We start from the raw sequence: 20,198 nt of genomic DNA on the forward strand, positions 1-20,198 counted from the left end.
TAACCTTCTCTGGTCATCCTGGTGGTTCAGCCTTCCGTATCAACAATACCTTGAACAAGGCTTTTCCACTGAGGGTAAGATAATCCGATTTTTGCTGTCCAGCCGATAAGAGTGTTCCTGATATTATCACCAGCATGCGCAGTATCCGTATTTGGCAGCTCATTCCTTCCGTGTTCTTCTGCATAAACAGTATTTCCTATTCTTTTTACCTGAAAGGTGGACGTCGCGACAGCGCTGAAAAAATGGGCGGTAGAGTTGTCTTCACTTTTTGGATTTGCAGCAGGTCTTGCCTGCAATGTTGTGATCTCAGTATCGCCGGCAGATTCTTCGTCAATCTTCTCAATCCTCACCCAGTCGTAACCCTCGCCGGAATGTGGTCCTGGTCCCGGGATGTCTATCTTCAGATAATCTCCCTGCTGCACTTGGCGGTCAACAGCTGCGCCTTCTGCATCTGTAAGCAAGAAAGTAGAAAGGGGAACTTTACAGATCCCGCCCCATTTGGATGGGCGTAACAGCCTGTTTCGGGCAATCTGGTAAAATTCATTTGCAAGTTCGGCTGTTGAAAATTCTGCTTTAGCCTGTGTGTCGAGCTTACCGCCCGTATGCTGTTCCGGAATTTGATTCTTCATGGCGCTTATTTTCAGCCCCTAACGGTTAAGCCTTAAGAATTGTTTTGATTACTTTATTTCAGAACCCAGTAACCAAGAGCAAGCCAGATCAGCCCCTTGATCAAAAAGAACATGAATCCCCAGAAACCAATCCTTTTGATCCACTTGATGAAAATGTCCTTTTTTGAATCCTTTTGTTCTGTATTCATAACATTGTAAAAATAAGTAAAATCTTTAAAATTGAGGATTGAAAAATTATTCCGCGCCTTTTTTAAAACGAAAACGATTTAGGTATTTTTTTTTCAAAAAGCCAAACTTTATGGCACTGAGCTTGTTTTTAATTTGAAAAAACTTCAACATTATGAAAGATCAGATAAAAATTCAGAGTACAAGCGACAAATTTCAGCAGGAAGCCTTATTTATCGGAGATCAAATGCAAAGTCAGGACAATGCCAATTCTTCATCGTTTAAAAATAACGACAATCTGAAAAGAACATTGCCTTCATCGATGCAAAAGAAGATCAACCCAAGACTATTGATTCTGTAACACTGCTGCATCAACTAACATAATCTCTACAAATATATTAGGAGGGTAAAAAATGAAAAGGGAGTTTCCAAAAGATGCTCCTTTTTTTTATGCCCTGATTTTTCTGAGTGCCTGCTAACCCTGCCCGGAGATTAACATGACGGAATGTTTCTAAATTGAAATCTGATTGCCGGCTTTAGATCCATTGTTTTAGCTTTGCCGGAAATAAAATATAGATGTCTACAACAAAACTAACCATTAATAATAACGGATCTGTGAAGATAGAAGGCGATTTTGAAATCGTTGACAAGGAAGGTAACGCCTATGGATTACAGGGCAGAACTGTACTTACCATTTGCCGCTGTGGTCTTTCCCAAAATAAGCCATTTTGCGATGGTGCACATAAAGGGCATTTCGAACATGAGGCAATTGCATTTGACCTACCTCCAAAAAAAGTATAATCATAAAGAAAGCCGGCTTTGTTAGCACAAACCGGCTTTTATGTTTTACCCCGAAATGGCAAGAAGGTATTCAAAGCTGAGCTCAGCAGCAGGCAAAGCACGGCTGCGGAAAGGCTTGCCCGCCAAACGGATCTGCTGTCCATGTGATATACCCTGCAATTTTACGGTCTGCTGATCAAATATCAGGGTTTCCGGCTCCAGTAACTGGTAGGCATTTTCTGATATCAGCAAGTCGTTATTTAATTCTTTGGTTTTAGCCTGCAGCCTCGAGGCGATGTTAACCGGCAGCCCCATCACGGATAATTGAGCCGGGCCATCCAGTGCAAACTCACCAACAAATACCTTACCTGCGTGCAGTCCCACACCGATTTCAAGGGGAGTGCCATATTCAGGCACCGCATCGTTAAATAGATTCACGGTGGTGAACATTGTCCTCACTGCCTGATAAGCATTATTCACCGCTTCACGGAGATTGGTTTGCAAGCCAAATACAGCATATAAATTATCACCTGCTATTTCAACAACTCTGCCCTGAAAGTTTTTGATGATCTGGTTAAAGGCGGTAAATAACCGTCGGGTAAGCTGAATAACAGATTGTCCCGGGTGCGCTTCCATTAAGCCGGTGAAATCGCGTATATCCAGGAACAGGATGGCAAGATCTTGTTCAGTATCTGCAGGAGTTATATTTTGTACTGCCAGGCAGTTTCCGTTTTGTAGTAGATAGTCGTTTTCCATCATCTTGATATTAATGTATATGAATGAAGACGCGAAACTCATAAAAACATTTTAAAGAAAATACGATTTTTAAAGTCCTGAGAAAATAGTGACCGTAATAAGATCCTGATATGACAAGCTCACCGTGCCGAACTTCTTAAAAAAATTAAAAAGAATAGGTTTTGCAAGATCTTTTGATTTATTTAGGATGCCGTTTTGGCCGCCCGGCTAAAATAGTTCTCAAACTAACCTGAACCACAAAGAATATGCGAAAAAATCAACTTTTTTTTATTGTAACGGCATTTATTGCGCTCACTGCACTTCACGTTAATGCTGCTGAGCCGCGCCGCGTTCATTTAATCCCTGAACCTGTATCTGTCAGGGAGCAATCTGGTGAGTTTATTCTGGATAACTCTGTTTCGCTGGAGCTAAAATCAAAAAACAAACAGCTTCAGCAAAGCCTGAAATGGTTTTCAGCAAAGATTCAGCGCGCCACCGGTGTGGATGTAAGCAAAAGCAATGGTTCAAAAAAAATCACCATCCTGCTCAATACGGATACTGATGCAGAAATTGGCAAAGAAGGCTATCACTTAAAGGTAAGTCCGCAGCAGATTGTCCTCACTGCGAATACCGCAGCAGGTGCTTTCTATGGTTTACAGACTATCATTCAGCTTTTTCCGTCGGATATCGAAGCAAAACAGCTGAAAGCCGGATTGAACTGGAACATTCCTTCAGTGGAAGTGACCGATTATCCCAGATTTGGATGGAGGGGACTGATGCTTGATGTGAGCCGCCACTTTTTTACGAAAGAAGAAGTAAAAGGTTTTATCGATGAAATGGTAAAATATAAATACAATACTTTTCACTGGCACCTTACAGATGACCAGGGCTGGCGGATCGAAATCAAGAGTTTACCGGAATTGACCAAAAAAGGAGCATACAGTGTGAAAAGAACGGGCCGTTGGGGTACGTTCCTGCCTGCTCTTGCCAATGAAGAACCTACTTACGGAGGTTTCTATACCCAGGAAGACATTAAGGAAATCGTTAAGTATGCACAGGACAGGTACGTCACCGTACTTCCGGAAATTGATGTTCCGGGGCATAGCCTTGCAATGATCACCACTTACCCTTCGCTGAGCAGTACGCGCAAGCAGTACAGTGTAAATTCCGGATGGAGAACAGATCCCCAGGATGACAATTCGCTTGATCCTTCCAACGAGGATGTGTACAAAACACTGGATAAGGTTTTTACAGAGATAGCCAAACTTTTTCCCTGCCAGTATATCCATATTGGCGGAGACGAAGCTTATAAAGGCTACTGGGAGAAAAACCCGGCCTGCCAGAAACTGATGGCCAAAGAAGGGTTAAAAGATGTTGAACAGCTGCAAAGCTATTTCATCAAGCGGCTGGAAAAGATCCTGGAGTCAAAAGGAAAGAAACTGATCGGCTGGGATGAAATCCTGCAGGGCGGATTGGCGGAGTCGGCCACGGTAATGAGCTGGAGAGGTATGAACGGCGGGATTGAAGCGGCAAAAATGAACCACCCTGTAGTAATGACACCATGGGATTATGTTTATCTTGACCTCTACCAGGGCGATCCGTTGGCGGAACCTGATACCTATGGCCTCTGCCGTTTAAGCGACAGCTATAACTATGAGCCCGTTCCCGCAGGGTTAGACGAAAAACTGATCCTTGGCGGACAGGGTAACCTGTGGACAGAATCCGTGCCTACCTACAGGCATATGGAATATATGGTATGGCCTAGGTCTATTGCACTTTCAGAAGTATACTGGAGCCCTAAATCCAAAAAGAACTGGCCCGACTTTATGAGCCGACTGGAAAATGAATTTACCAGGCTGGATGCTGCAGACATCAATTATTCAAAAAGCTGTTACAATGTGATATTTAAACCTGTAAAAGAAGGGCGCAACGATGTATCTCTTACCATGGCAACTGAAGTGCCCGGACTGGAGATTTATTATACTTTTGATAATACCTTTCCCGATCTGCATGCTGCAAAGTATGATGGCTCGGTGCTCAATTTTCCAATGGGCGCATCACAGATCAATGCGGTCACCTACCGCAACGGGAAACCGATAGGCAAACAGATCAATATCAAAAAAGAAGAACTGATAAAAAGAAGCGAGGCTGCACGCCACGTTTACTAATGGCTTAATATCTAAAACAATTTATAATGAGAATCCATCACTACCGTAAAATGCTCAGCCTCGCCCTAATTTTGGGCTGCTGTACATTTCACGGTGCCCAGGCACAGGAAAGCAACAGTAAATTTCCTTTAATCCCTTACCCTTCGTCGCTAACAATCGGTCAGGGCAGTTTTAACATTACTGCCAAAACACTAATCGTTACTGAGGGTCACCGGTTTGATAACGAAGCGGCACAGCTAAACTTGCTGCTGAAACAATACCTGGGCAGCCCGCTCAAAATCGCAGGCGGCGCTGCAGCGGAACAGTCTATTGTTCTGAAGTATGATGCTACCATTACAGCGCCTGAAGCTTACCGCCTCAGTGTTACTTCAAAATCCGTTGTACTATCCGCAAAAGAACCTGCAGGTGCTTTCAGGGGGATAGAAACACTGAGACAGCTGCTTCCTGCTGATGAACATGTTCAGTCGCCGTTAAAAACAGTTACGCTGCCTGCTGTGGCCATAGCCGATCAGCCCGCCTATGCCTGGCGTGGTATGCACCTTGACGTTTCAAGGCACTTTTTTTCTATAGATTACCTCAAGAAGTTTATCGACCTGCTTGCCTTGTATAAATTTAACAAGCTGCACCTGCACCTTACAGATGATCAGGGCTGGAGGATCGAGATTAAAAAATATCCGAAATTAACTGAGGAAGGAGCATGGCGCACCTTCAATAACCAGGATTCTGCCGTGATGAAAAAATCCGCCGACAACCCTGATTTTGTGATTGATCCAAAGCATATCATTCAGAAAGACGGAAAAACGCTGTATGGAGGATTTTACACACAACAGCAAATGAAAGGTGTAGTGGCCTATGCACTTGCGCGCCACATTGATATTATCCCGGAAATTGATATGCCGGGCCACATGATGGCAGCCATTAACAGTTATCCCTTCCTGACAGCCAATGGCGAGAATAAATGGGGCAAGCTGTTTACTACACCGATCTGTCCGTGTAAGGAAACAACATTTGAATTTGCGCAGAACGTTTTCACAGAAATCATGGAGATCTTCCCCGGCAAGTATATTCACATTGGGGGCGATGAAGTAGACCGCAGTTCCTGGGAGCAGGCCCAAAGCTGTAAGGAGCTGATGGCAAAGAATAATATCAAAACTACTGCCGAGCTCCAAAGCTATTTTATCAACCGCATGGAAAAGTTCTTCAATTCCAAAGGCAGGAAGCTGATTGGATGGGACGAAATCCTGGAGGACGGTATCAGCTCTACTGCGGTAGTAATGTACTGGCGCTCATGGGTTCCAAATGCGCCTGTCAAAGCAGCAAAGAATGGTAATCAGGTAGTGATGTCGCCCGGAAACCCCTTATACTTTGATAATGAGCCCGACCGTAATTCACTATACGAAGTTTATCATTTTAACCCAATCCCGCCGAAGCTTACAGCTGCCGAAGCTAAAGGTATCATTGGTGCGCAGGCAAATACCTGGACGGAAAGGATCCCCTCAGAAAATCGTGCCGATTACATGATCTTTCCGCGTATGACGGCACTTGCCGAAGTACTGTGGAGCAACAAAGACAGGTATGAGGATTACCTGAAACGCTTAAAGCTGCAATTTCCGCGTCTCGATGCCCTGCAGGTGAGCTATCGCCTGCAGGATGTATCCGGCCTGGTGGAGCGTAATGTATTTACAGATGAAACCGTCCTGAACCCTGTAAAACCCTTACCTGACCTGAGCTTCCGCTACACAACCGATGGCAGCCTGCCCGAACTTAGTTCAACAGCTTTGAATGGCCCGCTGAAGATCAGCAAAAACATGTCGGTACGGCTCGCAGCTTTTACGCCAAAGGGCAGAAGAAGCGATATCTACGATCTGCAGTACACGCAGCAGGATATGGCAGCACCTGTAAACACATTCGTTTCCAGCCCTGGCTTAAGCTGTAATTACTACCCCGGAGAATTCAAAAATGCAAAGTCTATTACGGGAGAGCCTAAGGCGGTATTTACCGTTGACAGTGTGATCGTACCAAAAAAAGCTGATGCCCCAAGCTTCTGCCTCAAATACCAGGGCTACCTGGATATCCCTGCGGATGGTATCTATAGTTTTTATCTCAACTGTGATGATGGCGGTATCCTGAAGATCGCAGGCAGGGAAGTTGTAGACAATGACGGTCCGCATGGGCCTTTTGAAAAAAGTGGGCAGGTAGCGCTCCGCAAGGGTTTGCAGCCGCTCAATCTTGATTTTATCGAAGGCGGTGGGGGTTATACCCTGAAACTAAAATATAGCGTAAATGGTTCGCAGCCAATGGAGATCCCATCCAGCTGGCTGAAACACTAGAGATCTCGCTTTAGCTGATCTTTTAAGAAAAAGTTTTCGGTCAGTGTGATTCCGGTTTGCCGGATGCGCGGTCCCTGGGAGATCTCGCTTCAGCTGATCTTTAAAAAAAGAAGAGTACTTTATTCCGACCTAGCTTTTTTTTGCGCAGCAAAATAATGCAGTCGGAATAAAGTACTCTTCTTTTTCAGCGAAGCAAGAAAATCCCTACAACTCGCGTATCCAGATATTGCGGAAGCTCACAGGCTCGCTCTTATCACCATGTGCCTGCAGCTTAACCGGCAGCGGTCCATGAGCCTGGCGATATGCCGCAGGGCCTACATATTGCGTTGGCCCTTTCAGCTCAAAACCATTCTGTACCAGTACGCCGTTAAAAAAAATCGTAACCTTGGCAGGTGTATTTACAGAACTGTCAGCTTTAAAAGTAGGAGCAGTCCAGATCACATCGTAAGTCTGCCATTCTCCGGCTTTCTTTGAAGGATTTACCAATGGGGTAGTCTGTTTATAGATACTTCCCGCCATACCATTGGTATAAGTTTTGTTGTCGTAATTGTCCAGGATCTGCAGTTCGTAGCCCAGATCGCCCTTGCCCATTGAGGCCAGGAATAATCCGCTGTTGCCTCTCAGTTGCCCTGTTCCTGAAATATTCTGAGGCACGCGCCACTCCATGTGCAGCTGGTAATTTCCAAAAGACTGTTTGGTTTCGATATTACCTGTTTTTTTATCTACCGTAAGTATCCCGTTGGATACGATCCACTTCGCCGGCACCGTTCTGTCGTCGGTCATCACCCACTGATCAAGGTTTTTGCCATCAAAAAGAACAACGGCATCAGAAGGAGCTTCAGTGTTTGTTTTTCCGGGCGTTACCTTTTTTGGTACTGGGGTATAAAATTCTGTATCCTCATGTTTGGCCTGTGCTTTCGCGGTAGAAAATGCAAATGCTGCAAGGCAGGCGGAGGCAATGATTGTTTTGTGTAGGTACATGTTCAAAAATTTAGTTTATACTGGGTTTTCAAGATGAAGATAGGATTATTAATTTTAATTCTCCGATGATATTAAATCGTTTTATTCATATTTAGCTGAATAGATTTATTCTTTTTGCTTATGCTGGCTGATAAAGTGGTCCAGATCTGAAAGCGTGTACGGAGGGCATGCCCCTGGTTTACTGGCGATAAAGGCTCCCGTGGCCAGTGCGTAATCAAGCGTTTCCGCGATCGGACAGCCGCTGAGTTTTTTGTAAAGGAAAGCTGCAAGAAATGAATCACCGGCACCCACAGTATCGGCAACAGTTACCGCATATGCTTCGCCGGAGTAAGAAGTGTCTTCCGCATAGTAACTGGCACCCGCGGCCCCTTTTGTAACGATGATCTCTGCAATCTTAAACTTTTGCTGCAAAAAGCGGATGCTTTCCTGTTCCGCTGCATTGCTACTGAAGAACCATTCCGTTAAAAGTGCCAGCTCATCACTGTTAAGCTTAAGGAGGTCTGCTTTAGACAAAAGCAGTTCCAGTACCTCAGGGGAATAATGCGGTGCACGTAAGTTGATGTCCAGCACCTTGAATTTTGCTGATTCCAGAATTTGCAGTAAGGTTTGGCGCGACTCATCGTTTCTGGCCGCAAGGCTGCCGAACACAAATGCCTCAGCACTGGAGGCGAGTTCTTTAAGCCCGGGCAACAAGGCAATAAAATCCCATGCTGCATTGGGTAGGATGTCGTAAACAACTTCATGGTTGTCCATCACCTTTGCGATCACTTCGCCGGTGGGGTACAGCGGATCGGTCTGTAAAAGCACGGTGGGCAGCCCTTTTTGTCTGGAGAATTCAATCAGATCAGTACCCGCCTGATCATTCCCAACGCGGCTGATCAGCTGGCTTTCTGCACCCGCCCGGTTCAGGTGGTAGGCCACATTCATTGGCGCCCCTCCGGCAGTACGCCCCGATGGAAGATTGTCCCAGAGGATCTCGCCAAAACATATAATAGTTGGTTTAATAGATTCTTTGCTCATAATTCAATCCAATGTAGAGAAATATTTTTTTATATTTTGGAATACACTGTAACAATTAGTTGTGTATATTTATATGATGATGATACTTTATTTGCAGGATAACAAGATCTCCTGCTGGTGAATATTTTTCAGAATTATTATTTAACCTAACCAAATTGTAACGTATGAATGTCTTTCTACCACAAAAGTGGTTTGCCTCTGCTGGCAGGCCGCAATCTCTTGTATGGCAAAAAATATTCTTTTTTTGTTCTGCTCTCATTCTCCTTAATTTTTCTTCCTATGCTCAAACGATTTTGCGTGGTGTTGTGTCAGATAATGAGAAAAATCCTCTTCCCGGGGCCACCATCGCTGTCGCCGGTTCTACCGTTAAGGCGCTGACTGATGCAAATGGAAAGTATACTATTACCATCCCGGTTACAGCAAAGCAACTGATCTTTAGTTTCGTGGGATTGAAATCCACAACGGTAGATATCAATGGAAGAACGATTGTTGATGTGGTGCTCTTGTCAGGAACAGATCTGGAGGTAGTCACTGTTGTAGGTTACGGCTCGGTTAAAAAAAGTGATGCTACAGGTGCGGCAGCGACATTATCTGCCAAAGACTTTAACAAGGGCCCGCTTACGGCCCCTGATCAGTTGATTCAGGGTAAGGTGGCCGGTGTGCAAATGATTAATAACAGTGGTCAGCCCGGTGGTTCAACTACCGTACGTATCCGTGGAAATACGGCAATGACCGGCACGGGCCAGCCTCTTTATATTGTAGATGGTGTGGCACTTGACGGAAGGTCTGCCAGGCCCAGTCCTACAGCAGGCGGACAGGTAGGAACAACTAACCTGGGCACCGCTACGGGCGGCAACCCGCTCAACTTTATCAATCCTTCGGATATTGCCAGCATGGAAATCCTTAAGGATGCTTCTGCTACGGCAATCTATGGATCCAGGGCGGCTTACGGCGTAGTGCTGATCACTACCAAAAGGGGCAAGGCCGGGGAAACCAAGATCGATGTGAGTGCAAGTGCCGGTGTCAGTAATATGGCTCGTTCAATTGATGTGCTCAACGGGGATGAATACAGGGCGGCCTTAAAACAATATGGATTAACATCGGGCGATTACGGCGGCAATGTAGATGCGATGAAAGCCATTACCCGTACGGGCTATAACCAAAACTATAACATTGGGATCAGCGGCGGAAGTAATGGCAACACTTTTCGCGCATCCTTTGGCTATCAGAACCAGCAGGGTATTATTATTGGCACCGACTTTAAAAAATATAGCGGGGCATTTAATGGCAACTTTAAGTTCCTGGAAAGCAAAAAACTGGGCCTTGATGTCAGCCTGATCAGCAATCAGTATACCGAAAGCATCGCGCCGATCACAACTGATGCCGGTTTCACAGGAAGCCTCATCAGTCAGGCACTGAGCTGGAACCCTACCAGGTCGCTGTATAATGCTGATGGATCTGTATTTATAGAAAAAGGATCTACGATCATCAATCCCATCGCAATGTCCCAGGCTACCAGCGACAGGTCTAAAGTTTCTACCATTCTGGGCAGCGTTTCCCCTTACTATAAGATTGCTCCCTGGCTTGAGTATAGAATGCTGGCCAGTATCAATTACAGCACAGGTAACAGAAGACAGTCTATCCGAAGCTTTCTGAACCTCCAGGGCGTGCAGGCCGACGGGGATTTTCTGGGCGGTTACGCCAGCATTTCAAACAGCGAGCTGATCACCCAGCAATTTACCAACACGCTGAACTTTAATAAAGAGATTGTTGGTAAACTAAACCTTAATGCGATTGTAGGTTATGAATATACCAATTATATTAACAAAGGCCTGGTGAGCACGGGAAAAGGATTTGGTGAAATTCCTGTAGACTATACTGACGTGATGCAGGTTACAGCACCAGCCAACAGAGGCTTGTATTCTTTCAACGATCCCAAAACACAATTACAATCCTGGTTTGCAAGGGCGATTTTTAATTACGATAACAAGTACCTGCTCACCGCTACGTTACGGACAGATGGATCTACTAAATTCGGCTCTGATAACCGATACGGATATTTCCCATCATTTGCAGCCGCATGGAATATCAAAAACGAAGATTTCATGAAAGGAGTAGAGTGGATAGACCAGCTCAAAATCAGGGCTGGTTACGGGCGCACAGGTAATCAGGAATTCCCTTCGGGATCTTCACAACAGCGGTATAATTATACTTATTCTAACGGACAACAGACTTTGGTTGGGGTGAATAATGAAAACCGGAGATTAAAGTGGCAGTCGGACAAACAGACAAACATTGGGGTTGATTTTGGCTTGTTCAAGAACGTCCTGACGGGTTCAGTAGATTTATTTGACAAGACTACAACCGGACTGCTGTTCCCTCAGATCCCCTTCGCGCCTGCAAATCCCGGTGTAACGGCTACATGGGTAAACCTTCCGGGGGAAATCTCAAACAGAGGGGTAGAGCTTACGCTGAATGCCAGCGTGATCGCAAGGGAAGACTTTGCGGTTAATCTTGGCGGTAACGTAACCTTCATCAAAAATAAAGCAAAGAATATAGATGGTATCATCAAAACCGGATCACTGAGCGGACAGGGATTGAGCGGCGTAACATTGGAAGTGATCCAAAGTGGCCTGCCTTTATTCGGAATGGTGACACGTGAATACAAAGGGCTTGACGCACAGGGATTCTCCATGTTCACCGATGACGGGTTCACCTACTATTATCTGGGAAATCCCAACCCCAAAGTAGTAATGGGGTTTAACGCAGACCTAAGATATAAAAAGATATCGCTCAATGCCAGCTTCAATGGTTCATTCGGACAGAAGATTTATAATAATACACTGAACTCAGTATTGCCGCTTCCAAACCTTGGAACACGTAACATCTACTCCGGTTTGATTGGGAATGCCATACAGGAATCTCTGGCTAACCCAATTGCTGCATCTTCACGGTATATTGAAAATGGCAATTACGTGAAGCTTGCTAATGCCACACTGGGATATAATGTGGGTAATATCGGTAAATCGATTAAAGCATTGAACATCTTCGTGAACGGACAAAATCTGTTTGTCATCACCAAATATAAAGGCTTCGATCCCGAAGTAAATGTAGATAAAAGTGTGGGCGGGGTTCCGTCAGCGGGTATTGAATATGTTCCTTATCCCTCTGCACGTACTTTCAACTTCGGCGTAAACTTCTCTTTATAACCTCATAAATGAAATCCATATGAAAAATATATATATCACAGCTTTTGTGGCCCTTGGTCTTTCTCTTTCGGGATGTACTAAGCTTGACGAAAGTTTAAACGGACAAATTGGCAACCAGGGTGTTTCTTCAGGCAATGTTGCCGGCCTCCTGAATGCAAGCTACACAGCAATGCGCAATCCATACCAGGGCCCCTGGGGATGGTGGTCCCTGCAGGAATTTCCATCTGATGAGGCTATCGTACCCACAAGAGGGGGCGATTGGGATGATAACGGTGCCTGGAGGGCACTGCACCTACATCGCTGGGCTGCAGACCATACCAGGATATCTGATGTTTTCAGGGACCTGAACAGTGTAAGCTATGTGGCAACCAATGTACTGCAGTTTAATCCAACTTCCGCACAGGCGGCACAGGCCAGGTTCCTTCGTGCCTTTGCACAATTTTCAATACTCGATGGCTGGGGCCAGGTGCCGTACCGTGAAGCGGGCGAGGATGTAACGCAGCCTTCACGCGTTCGCAAAGCCCCGGAGGAGATTGCCTACCTCATCTCTGAATTGACCGCAATATTACCAGAGCTGCCTGATGGACCCAATTACAGTGCTACAAAAGATGCTGCAAGGGTGCTGCTGATGAAGATTTATCTGAATAAAGGCGCTTTTACAAATAAAGTTACGCCAACTTTTGATGCCGCAGACATGGCTCAGGTGATCACCCTGGCAGATCAGATCATCAATTCAGGGAAATATGCTTTAAGTCCTTATTATGATAATTTTGCCCCTACCAATAACCTGCTGTCCAAAGAAAATATCTTTACCGCGCAAAATATCGGCGGCTCTGATGCCGGTGCGGTAAGGGATATCTGGAATAGTGGTCTGCACTATAATCAGAATCCCAGCGGTATCAATGGCTTTGCCACCCTTTCTGATTTTTATAACAAGTATGAATCAACTGATAAACGTCTCGGTGGCGCCTATCCCGGCGTTACAAATGTTTCGGGTTTGAAGGTAGGATTTTTAGTTGGACAGCAATTTGATCAGAATGGCGGATTGCTCAAAGACCGTCGCGGAAACAACCTGATTTTTACTCCCGAGGTCAGTATCATTGAGCGCGATCCCAACCACCTTGAAGTGGCCGGAATCCGCATCGTTAAATATCCTGTTGATTATGCCAATACGGCAACTAATCTTGCGGAGAATGACTGGGTGTATTACAGGTATGCAGATGTCCTGCTCATGAAGGCTGAAGCACAGCTCAGAACAGGATTGGCGGCATCAGCATTGCCGATTGTTAATTCCCTTCGGACAGCCAGAAGCGCTACGCCCTTCGTCAGCCTTACCCTGGATAATCTTCTTGACGAAAGAGGACGTGAGTTTATCTGGGAGGGGATCAGGCGCCAGGATTTGATCCGCTTTGGCAAGTTTCTAACGCCATGGCAGGAAAAACCTGCCGATGACCCCAAATATCTCGTATTTCCCATCCCTGATAATCAGTTGGGCAATACTAACCTCGTGCAGAATGCAGGGTATTAGTTACCAGCTACAATCCTTCAAAATGTGATGTTCTCCATTGAAAGCCGCTTACCTTCGGGAAGTGGCTTTCTGCTGTTCAGCCAGCCCGGATGGAGCTAAGCTACAATTGTATCAGCTCATTTTTTATCGCAAATAATACAAGGCCCGTGCGTGATTTGATCTCAAACTTATGGAACAGTGCTTCCCGGTAATTGTCGATGGTATGCGGACTAAGGTTCATCTTGTTCGCGATCTCTTTATAGGTCATCTCAGAACAGGAGAGCTGCAGGAATTTTAATTCATTTGCAGAGATTTCGGACGCCTCATTCCTTGCCGGGTCTGTATCATGCAAAGATTTAATCAGTTTTTCTGATACCAGGTTATTCATATAATATCCATACGCAGCAATTGTTTTAATGGCAGTAACCAGCTCCGTGGTTTTGGATTCCTTTAGCAAATATCCTCCGGCACCACTTTTCAGCATTTCAATAATTGGTTTATCCTCATCAAACATGCTCAATGCCAGTACCTTTACAGAGGGGTAGGTTTTGGTGACCCATTTTGTGGCAGCGTAGCCATCCATATGTGGCATGTTAATGTCCATAAGGATAACTTCCGGTAACAGCTCTGCATTGATCATTTGTTTCATATCCAGTCCGTTAGCAGCATCAAACAGAATATCAAGTTGATCTGATTCAGTCAGTAAGCTAACCAGCCCTTTACGAAACAAGGTGTGATCGTCCACAATCGCTATAGCCGTTCTTTTTTCTTCCATCTGCTAAATATAAGGGATAGAAACCAAAATGTCTGTTCCAACACCTGTAACAGAATGAATACTAAAAGTACCATCCATCATTTTTGCCCTTTTACTGATATTGAAGAGGCCCATTCCATCACTGGCCTGCAGCTTATCTTCCAGTACAAAACCTTTCCCGTTATCTTTCACCTGCAGTGATAATGTGCTGTCTGTCTGGTCAATACTAATGGTGATCTTTGTAGCCCCGGCGTGCCTGATGATATTACTGATAATTTCCTGGAAGAGCCTGAACAGAATCAGTTCTTTATCAGAATTTTGCGGAATTGTTCGTATTGTATTATCTGTAAACTGCACCTGGTAATCGGTACCCTTTTTTAGCCAGTCCAGCTCAAACGCAATGGCGTGCCCCAGGTTTTTCCTGATTAGCTCCTTGCCGCTCATGATCCGCGAGAGTTGCCTCAGTTCCTGTATTGCCCTAACAACAAGTTCGCCGGCGGCATTAATCTTACCCTCCTGTGCACTGTCAGCCTTAATGGAACTCAGTGTAATGCTGGTGAGGCTCAACAGCTGTCCGATATTGTCATGGAGATTGGTGGCAATAGTTTCCATGGTATGTTCCTGCACTTCGAACTGGCTTTTGAGCAGTTCCAGCTCGAAGGTCTTTTTCAGGCTTTCTTTTTCTTCAAGATGTTTTGCCTTTTTCTTGTTATAGTATGAAACATAAACAATGATAAAAATAGGTGCGATCAGGAAAATAGAGGTAGTTAACGTGATGAGGAAGATAACTTCCTTTGATAATATCTGCATATAAAAGCGTAAGACCAGCAAGCGTATAAAAGTACGTTCAGCAAATTAAAGATAATGTATCTGATCGATAAAGTTGCTTTGATCCCATTTTCGTTCTGTACCAGATAATCATAAAAAACATTACAGGCCGTACTGCCAAAATAATACAGCAGAATACCATTTACAATCCAGAAGGTCGGGTAGGTGCTTAGTTGTCGGAATCTTTCGTCCTTAATAATCAGCAGATAGAAATATAAACTGGCAACTACGAACACGACCGACATAAATGTGGCTGTAAATGAGGGGAACGATTTGAAATGACTGGTATACAGTTCCATCAGATAGATCACCAGAAATAACGCCATCCAGCTATACAGCAGTTTGATTTTGTGGTGGTATCTTTTATAGATATAATAAAAGAAAGTGCTGACCATCAAACACTCAAAAAACATGTAAATGGTGTAAATGAGATAATTTCTCGTATGGTGCACGCGCAAATAAATCCCTCCCGTTTCAGTAATGCACACGAGAAATAAATAGGCGATAAAACTTTTCCAAAGGAGGCTCTTATCCTGAAAGAGACAAATAAGCCCGATCAGGAAGCAGGTGATTTCTGCGATCGTGTTAATGCTGAGATATAAGGGCATTTTAATTTAGATTTTATGTAGCTAAACTATGGAAATAAAACAGCTCAGCAAATTCCTGTCCGCCCTAATTTAAAGTCTATTCCACCACTCAGAAAAGCTGTTTTCACCCTGTGCTAACACTTTTTAGTGTATTTACTATATGTAAAAGTATTTTTCACTGGTATTTTGTGTCATTTGACTCTATTATTCTGATTTAAAGCGGTTATATTGCTATATATCTCATTAATATTTGATAATGTCTATTATTTAATAGTAAAAAATGATAATTATATATTTTAAAGTCAATTATTTGATATTATAATAGTAATAAAATCACAAATGATTGTATATCAGTAAAATATTGTAACTATTGTTGGTGTAAATATGATTGTTTTTCGTTTTTAAATACTTAAATTGTGGAAAAGACCTAATTTTTTAGGTCTTAAATCTAAATTAACTATTAAAAGCCTCTTAATTATGAAAAAAATCTATGAAAAGATTGTTTCTTGCTCCGCTATTTTCTTTGGAGCCCTCATTTTATCCTTTGATACTTCCGCGCAAACCATTATCAAGGGTAAAGTAACAGATGCCGAAAGTACCTTGTTGCCTGGCGTTTCAGTTATTCCTTCCAAAGGTGCCGCTGCAGTAACTGCTTCTGATGGTGCTTATTCCCTTAACCTGCCTGATGGTACTTATACCTTAGCTTTTTCAATGGTTGGTTATAAAAGGATCATCAAAACCGTTGTTCTCAAAGGAATACCTGTTGTTCTCGATGTACAAATGGAAGAATCGGGCAACCAGCTGAACGAAGTAGTGGTTTCACAGGTAGCCGGGCCTCTAAACGAACGCTCACTGACAGCCCGGTGCCTATTGATATTATCGGTGCTGCAGACCTTAAAAGTACAGGTCAGCTTACCTTCGACAAAGCCCTGCAATCAAAAGTGCCTTCATTTAATACGGTAAACACGCCGGTAAATGATGCGACTTCCCTGCTTGATCCATATGAAATCAGAAATATGGGCCCCAGCCGTACGCTGATCCTGATCAATGGAAAAAGGAAAAACTCCAGCGCATTAACTTATATTCAGACCTCTCCGGGAAGGGGCGAGAGCGGTGCAGATATATCTGCAATCCCTACAGATGCCATCAAACGTGTAGAGATCCTTCGCGACGGTGCTTCTGCCCAATACGGATCTGATGCCATTGCCGGCGTAATGAATATCATACTGAAAGACAGATTTGACTATGGATCTGTTACGGTTAACTCCGGCATTACCCACAAGGGCGATGGTGAAATGATTGGCTTCAGTGTAAATAACGGTGCAAACTTTGGCGACAAAGGCTATGTGAATTATACAATTGATATGCAGCATACCAATATGGCTAACCGTCCCGGTAAGGTAGACGCAGCCGCAGAAGCGGATGCAAACCTGGGCTTTGGGGTTTCGCTCAGTACCGTAAATGCTTTTTTGGCGGCATATCCCGATGCTAAAAACATCAATGCTTCTCCAGAAAATTCGTCGGCAAAGTTCCTGGTGAACGGTGCTATCCCTATTTCTGAAAGTACAGAATTTTATTATAACGTTGCCTATATCTATAAAAAGGTAAACAGTTTTGCCAACTACCGTACACCATACTGGCGTGATACGGATTTTGGCTTGCTACATGAGGCGGGTTCGCCATACCTGGGTTATGGGCCAACCTTTGAGGGAGATCTAAAAGATTATAATGCTACTGTTGGTTTTCGTTCTGTAAGTAATGGCTGGAAAACTGATGTCAGTTTTACCACCGGCGGTAATCATCAGCTCTACACAGTAAATAATACATTAAACCGGGGCCTTGGCGCTTCCAGCCCGATCAGCTTTAAGCCCGGAGGTTTTGATTTTACCAACAACATCGGTAATATTGATATTTCCAAGGCGGTTGGCGATAAGCTCAATGTTGCTTTCGGGTCTGAGTTCAGACAGGAAAACTTTACCATTATTGCAGGCGATACAGCTTCTTATGTAGCCGGCGGTGCCGATTCCTTTCCTGGATATGGGGCAAATAATGCGCTCACCGCCACGCGCTATAACATCGGAGGTTATGCCGATCTGAGTTATGATATTACCAAACAATTCCTGATCAACGGAACTGCAAGGGTAGAAAAATATAGTGATTTCGGAAATGCCTTTGTCTGGAAAGGAAGTACAAGGTATAAAATGTTAGATGATAAACTGACCCTGCGGGGTTCAGTATCTACAGGCTTCAGGGCTCCCTCGCTGCAGCAGATCAACCTGCAGATCGCGCAGGCCAGTTTCGTGCCGGGCGAAGGCATTCAGACCAAGGGACTGGTAAACAACAACAGCCCTCAGTCCAGATTACTGGGAGTGCCAAAATTAAAGGCAGAAAAATCCCTCAACTATACTGCCGGATTGGGAGTAAGCCCAACGGATAATTTTAGTGTTACCCTGGATTATTACAACATTAGGGTAAAGAACCGTATTGTACTGAGTTCTGAAATTGGTCACACCGATGATCCTACAGCACCGGGGCTTGATCAGGTACTCAATGACAATGGTATTGTCGCCGTAAGCTTTTTTGTAAATGGTATTGATACCCGCACCCAGGGATTTGATTTTGTTTCCAGCTACCGCAGTATCAAGGTTGGAAGAGGAGTGCTTGGGCTTAGTCTCGCAGCAAACTACACTGCACAAAACAAAGCATTGGCAATCAAAAATCCGCCGCTGATCGCTGCTGCCGGACAAACTGTGGTTGACCAGACCCAGCTTGCCTTATTGCTTTCTTCGCGTCCCAAGTCAAAAGTGATCTTTGGCGGTGACTACAGGATCGGAAAAGTTTCTCTCAACCTCAACAATACGGTAGTTGGCCCTACAACTTTCCACCAGAGCGGGCTCAGTGAAAACCTGGATACCAAATTTACAACCAGGGTGTTAACGGATCTTGGCGGCACGGTTACCTTACTTAAAAATGTTACGCTGGCAGTAAATGCACAGAATATTTTCAATGTTCTTCCGCAATGGAAATTCAAAGCCCTGAACGCAGCAGGGGAAGCAGAATTGCAGGATCCTGCAGCAGTCTTCAACTATACAAACTTATTAACCTTCAACGGAAGGTACTCCACCACCACATATGATGGCTCGCAGTTCAGCCAGCTGGGCGCTACTTTTGTAGCCAGCCTGAAAGTTACTTTTTAAGCATACTGTGATTAACCTCTCGCAACGGCCTGTTTCCAAATCCGGATTCAGGCCGTTCTTAATCAAATTTTCTTCATCTTTGCATATGGGCCGGCAGCCTTTCTACCGGTCGGTTTAATATCGTTTTATGACAGAAAATACAGAGCTTCTGCTCAGGACTGTAAACGTAACGCGTTATGTTACGCCACTCCGCGAAGGAGGTTCCATGCCTGCAATCGCTGAAGCTGACGACGACTTTTTATATGTACTAAAATTCAGGGGCGCTGGTCAGGGTATCAGGGCCTTGATTGCAGAGATTATTGGCGGTGAAATCGCCCGTGCCCTGGGTTTTAGGGTGCCGGAGATTGTTTTTGCCAATCTTGACGAAGCCTTTGGCCGTACTGAGCCCGATGAAGAAATTCAGGACCTGCTCAAAGCAAGCATTGGCCTTAACCTCGCACTGCATTATCTTTCCGGTGCCATTACCTTTGATCCCGCAGTAACTGCTGTTGACCCAAAGCTGGCCTCCCAGATCGTTTGGCTGGACTGCCTGCTGATGAATATGGACCGCACACCGCGCAATACCAATATGCTGATCTGGCACAAGGAACTATGGCTCATTGATCACGGGGCATCCCTCTATTTTCATCATTCATGGCAAAACTGGCAGGAGCAGGCAAAACGTCCTTTTGCCCTGATCAAAGATCATGTATTGCTGCCATGGGCTACAGAACTGGAGCGCGTCAACGAAGAATTTACAGCTATGCTTAGCAAGGAGCTTATTCATTCAATTGTTGGCCTGATCCCTGAAGAATGGCTGTCCGCAGAAACTGCATTTGATTCGTCTGCGGCGCACCGCGCGGCCTACGCAGAGTTCCTTGAAACACGCATTACCAATTCTGAAATTTTTGTAAAAGAAGCACAGCATGCAAGAACTTCACTTATTTGAGTATGCAGTTATTCGCGTGGTGCCAAGGGTAGAACGTGATGAATTTATAAATGTGGGCGTGATTCTGTTTTGCGCACGCAAGAAATATCTGACAGCAACTTATACGCTGGATGAGAATCGTTTAAAAGCTTTTTCTCCAGGCCTGGATGTTGAAGAAATAAGAGGCCATCTGGATAGCCTGATGCAGATTTGTACAGGTGCTAAGAACAGCGGCCCGATTGGTCAGCTGGATGCGCCTTCACGTTTTCGCTGGCTGACAGCGATGCGCAGTACCGTGATCCAGACATCCAGGGTGCATCCCGGTTTCTGCAAAGATCCGGAGTCTAAACTGCAGTTTTTGCTGCAAGAGCAGGTACTGTAAAACTGATGGTTCCGGACGG

The 20,198-nt window shown here is 44.6% G+C and carries 18 protein-coding genes; 10 read left to right on the forward strand and 8 right to left on the reverse strand.

Annotation, left to right across the window (positions count from 1 at the left end; all coding sequences use genetic code 11):
• Positions 1-26: 26 nt before the first annotated feature.
• Both FN831_RS23795 and FN831_RS23800 read right to left on the reverse strand, forming a co-directional pair.
• Entirely contained in the window at positions 27-629 is a 603-nt protein-coding gene (locus FN831_RS23795) for a hypothetical protein (protein WP_142530716.1), read from the reverse strand.
• Positions 630-682: 53 nt separating this feature from the next.
• Positions 683-817: an alanyl-tRNA synthetase gene (locus FN831_RS23800; RefSeq protein ID WP_142530717.1), complete on the reverse strand. Its 135-nt coding sequence runs from the start codon at positions 815-817 to the stop codon at positions 683-685.
• Positions 818-969: 152 nt separating this feature from the next.
• Here FN831_RS23800 and FN831_RS23805 point away from each other — a divergent pair, with 152 nt between their 5' ends.
• Entirely contained in the window at positions 970-1,155 is a 186-nt protein-coding gene (locus FN831_RS23805) for a hypothetical protein (protein ID WP_142530718.1), read from the forward strand.
• 215 nt (positions 1,156-1,370) lie between these two features.
• Positions 1,371-1,595, forward strand: coding sequence for a CDGSH iron-sulfur domain-containing protein (locus tag FN831_RS23810; protein ID WP_142530719.1), 225 nt, complete (start codon positions 1,371-1,373; stop codon positions 1,593-1,595).
• 45 nt (positions 1,596-1,640) lie between these two features.
• On the opposite strand, the gene FN831_RS23815 is transcribed toward FN831_RS23810, so the two are convergent.
• A complete protein-coding gene (locus tag FN831_RS23815) occupies positions 1,641-2,372 on the reverse strand; it encodes an adenylate/guanylate cyclase domain-containing protein (protein WP_142530720.1) in 732 nt (243 codons plus the stop codon).
• Positions 2,373-2,575: 203 nt separating this feature from the next.
• Here FN831_RS23815 and FN831_RS23820 point away from each other — a divergent pair, with 203 nt between their 5' ends.
• Together FN831_RS23820 and FN831_RS23825 are read left to right on the forward strand one after the other, a co-directional pair.
• Positions 2,576-4,477: a beta-N-acetylhexosaminidase gene (locus FN831_RS23820; protein WP_142530721.1), complete on the forward strand. Its 1,902-nt coding sequence runs from the start codon at positions 2,576-2,578 to the stop codon at positions 4,475-4,477.
• 26 nt (positions 4,478-4,503) lie between these two features.
• Positions 4,504-6,807, forward strand: coding sequence for a family 20 glycosylhydrolase (locus FN831_RS23825; RefSeq protein ID WP_246101729.1), 2,304 nt, complete (start codon positions 4,504-4,506; stop codon positions 6,805-6,807).
• A 204-nt stretch (positions 6,808-7,011) separates the two neighbouring features.
• Here the strand turns inward: FN831_RS23825 and FN831_RS23830 are convergent, their stop codons facing one another.
• Both FN831_RS23830 and FN831_RS23835 read right to left on the reverse strand, forming a co-directional pair.
• Positions 7,012-7,788 (reverse strand): 3-keto-disaccharide hydrolase, encoded by a 777-nt coding sequence (locus FN831_RS23830; RefSeq protein WP_142530722.1) that lies wholly within the window; start codon positions 7,786-7,788, stop codon positions 7,012-7,014.
• A gap of 105 nt (positions 7,789-7,893) precedes the next feature.
• Positions 7,894-8,808 carry a carbohydrate kinase family protein gene (locus FN831_RS23835; protein ID WP_142530723.1) on the reverse strand — a complete coding sequence of 305 codons (915 nt, stop codon included), beginning with the start codon at positions 8,806-8,808 and terminating at the stop codon, positions 7,894-7,896.
• 164 nt (positions 8,809-8,972) lie between these two features.
• Between FN831_RS23835 and FN831_RS23840 the strand changes: the two genes are divergently transcribed.
• Positions 8,973-12,017, forward strand: coding sequence for a SusC/RagA family TonB-linked outer membrane protein (locus FN831_RS23840; RefSeq protein ID WP_142530724.1), 3,045 nt, complete (start codon positions 8,973-8,975; stop codon positions 12,015-12,017).
• A 19-nt stretch (positions 12,018-12,036) separates the two neighbouring features.
• A complete protein-coding gene (locus tag FN831_RS23845; RefSeq protein WP_142530725.1) occupies positions 12,037-13,545 on the forward strand; it encodes a RagB/SusD family nutrient uptake outer membrane protein in 1,509 nt (502 codons plus the stop codon).
• A gap of 100 nt (positions 13,546-13,645) precedes the next feature.
• Here the strand turns inward: FN831_RS23845 and FN831_RS23850 are convergent, their stop codons facing one another.
• Genes FN831_RS23850 through FN831_RS23860 form a run of 3 tightly spaced genes read right to left on the reverse strand, consistent with a single transcriptional unit; the run spans position 13,646 to position 15,714 of the window.
• On the reverse strand, positions 13,646-14,299 hold the full coding sequence (locus FN831_RS23850; protein ID WP_142530726.1) for a response regulator transcription factor: 654 nt from the start codon (positions 14,297-14,299) through the stop codon (positions 13,646-13,648).
• A gap of 3 nt (positions 14,300-14,302) precedes the next feature.
• Positions 14,303-15,088 (reverse strand): sensor histidine kinase, encoded by a 786-nt coding sequence (locus FN831_RS23855; RefSeq protein WP_142530727.1) that lies wholly within the window; start codon positions 15,086-15,088, stop codon positions 14,303-14,305.
• Positions 15,046-15,714 (reverse strand): hypothetical protein, encoded by a 669-nt coding sequence (locus FN831_RS23860; RefSeq protein WP_142530728.1) that lies wholly within the window; start codon positions 15,712-15,714, stop codon positions 15,046-15,048. The genes FN831_RS23855 and FN831_RS23860 overlap by 43 nt, the downstream gene beginning before the upstream one ends.
• Before the next feature lie 456 nt (positions 15,715-16,170).
• Here FN831_RS23860 and FN831_RS27980 point away from each other — a divergent pair, with 456 nt between their 5' ends.
• The 4 genes from FN831_RS27980 to FN831_RS23875 all read left to right on the forward strand — a co-directional run bounded on the left by FN831_RS27980 (position 16,171) and on the right by FN831_RS23875 (position 20,179).
• Entirely contained in the window at positions 16,171-16,656 is a 486-nt protein-coding gene (locus FN831_RS27980) for a carboxypeptidase-like regulatory domain-containing protein (protein WP_221931397.1), read from the forward strand.
• The gene (locus tag FN831_RS23865; RefSeq protein ID WP_221931398.1) at positions 16,557-18,890 is read left to right on the forward strand and encodes a TonB-dependent receptor plug domain-containing protein; all 2,334 of its coding nucleotides are present in this window, start codon (positions 16,557-16,559) and stop codon (positions 18,888-18,890) included. Before FN831_RS27980 ends, FN831_RS23865 begins: the two co-directional genes overlap by 100 nt.
• Positions 18,891-19,017: 127 nt before the next feature.
• A complete protein-coding gene (locus FN831_RS23870) occupies positions 19,018-19,818 on the forward strand; it encodes a HipA family kinase (RefSeq protein ID WP_142530729.1) in 801 nt (266 codons plus the stop codon).
• Positions 19,796-20,179 (forward strand): DUF3037 domain-containing protein, encoded by a 384-nt coding sequence (locus FN831_RS23875; protein WP_142530730.1) that lies wholly within the window; start codon positions 19,796-19,798, stop codon positions 20,177-20,179. The genes FN831_RS23870 and FN831_RS23875 overlap by 23 nt, the downstream gene beginning before the upstream one ends.
• Positions 20,180-20,198: the final 19 nt, after the last annotated feature.

This window comes from Pedobacter westerhofensis, assembly GCF_900182595.1.
GTDB lineage: Bacteria > Bacteroidota > Bacteroidia > Sphingobacteriales > Sphingobacteriaceae > Pedobacter > Pedobacter westerhofensis.

Excerpts from the sequence above, each read along its gene's own strand:
- FN831_RS23795 (WP_142530716.1), bottom strand. The coding sequence starts at position 629 with ATGAAGAATCAAATTCCGGAACAGCATACGGGCGGTAAGCTCGACACA.
- FN831_RS23800 (WP_142530717.1), bottom strand. The coding sequence starts at position 817 with ATGAATACAGAACAAAAGGATTCAAAAAAGGACATTTTCATCAAGTGG.
- FN831_RS23805 (WP_142530718.1), top strand. The coding sequence starts at position 970 with ATGAAAGATCAGATAAAAATTCAGAGTACAAGCGACAAATTTCAGCAG.
- FN831_RS23810 (WP_142530719.1), top strand. The coding sequence starts at position 1,371 with ATGTCTACAACAAAACTAACCATTAATAATAACGGATCTGTGAAGATA.
- FN831_RS23815 (WP_142530720.1), bottom strand. The coding sequence starts at position 2,372 with ATGAGTTTCGCGTCTTCATTCATATACATTAATATCAAGATGATGGAA.
- FN831_RS23820 (WP_142530721.1), top strand. The coding sequence starts at position 2,576 with ATGCGAAAAAATCAACTTTTTTTTATTGTAACGGCATTTATTGCGCTC.
- FN831_RS23825 (WP_246101729.1), top strand. The coding sequence starts at position 4,504 with ATGAGAATCCATCACTACCGTAAAATGCTCAGCCTCGCCCTAATTTTG.
- FN831_RS23830 (WP_142530722.1), bottom strand. The coding sequence starts at position 7,788 with ATGTACCTACACAAAACAATCATTGCCTCCGCCTGCCTTGCAGCATTT.
- FN831_RS23835 (WP_142530723.1), bottom strand. The coding sequence starts at position 8,808 with ATGAGCAAAGAATCTATTAAACCAACTATTATATGTTTTGGCGAGATC.
- FN831_RS23840 (WP_142530724.1), top strand. The coding sequence starts at position 8,973 with ATGAATGTCTTTCTACCACAAAAGTGGTTTGCCTCTGCTGGCAGGCCG.
- FN831_RS23845 (WP_142530725.1), top strand. The coding sequence starts at position 12,037 with ATGAAAAATATATATATCACAGCTTTTGTGGCCCTTGGTCTTTCTCTT.
- FN831_RS23850 (WP_142530726.1), bottom strand. The coding sequence starts at position 14,299 with ATGGAAGAAAAAAGAACGGCTATAGCGATTGTGGACGATCACACCTTG.
- FN831_RS23855 (WP_142530727.1), bottom strand. The coding sequence starts at position 15,088 with ATGCAGATATTATCAAAGGAAGTTATCTTCCTCATCACGTTAACTACC.
- FN831_RS23860 (WP_142530728.1), bottom strand. The coding sequence starts at position 15,714 with ATGCCCTTATATCTCAGCATTAACACGATCGCAGAAATCACCTGCTTC.
- FN831_RS27980 (WP_221931397.1), top strand. The coding sequence starts at position 16,171 with ATGAAAAAAATCTATGAAAAGATTGTTTCTTGCTCCGCTATTTTCTTT.
- FN831_RS23870 (WP_142530729.1), top strand. The coding sequence starts at position 19,018 with ATGACAGAAAATACAGAGCTTCTGCTCAGGACTGTAAACGTAACGCGT.
- FN831_RS23875 (WP_142530730.1), top strand. The coding sequence starts at position 19,796 with ATGCAAGAACTTCACTTATTTGAGTATGCAGTTATTCGCGTGGTGCCA.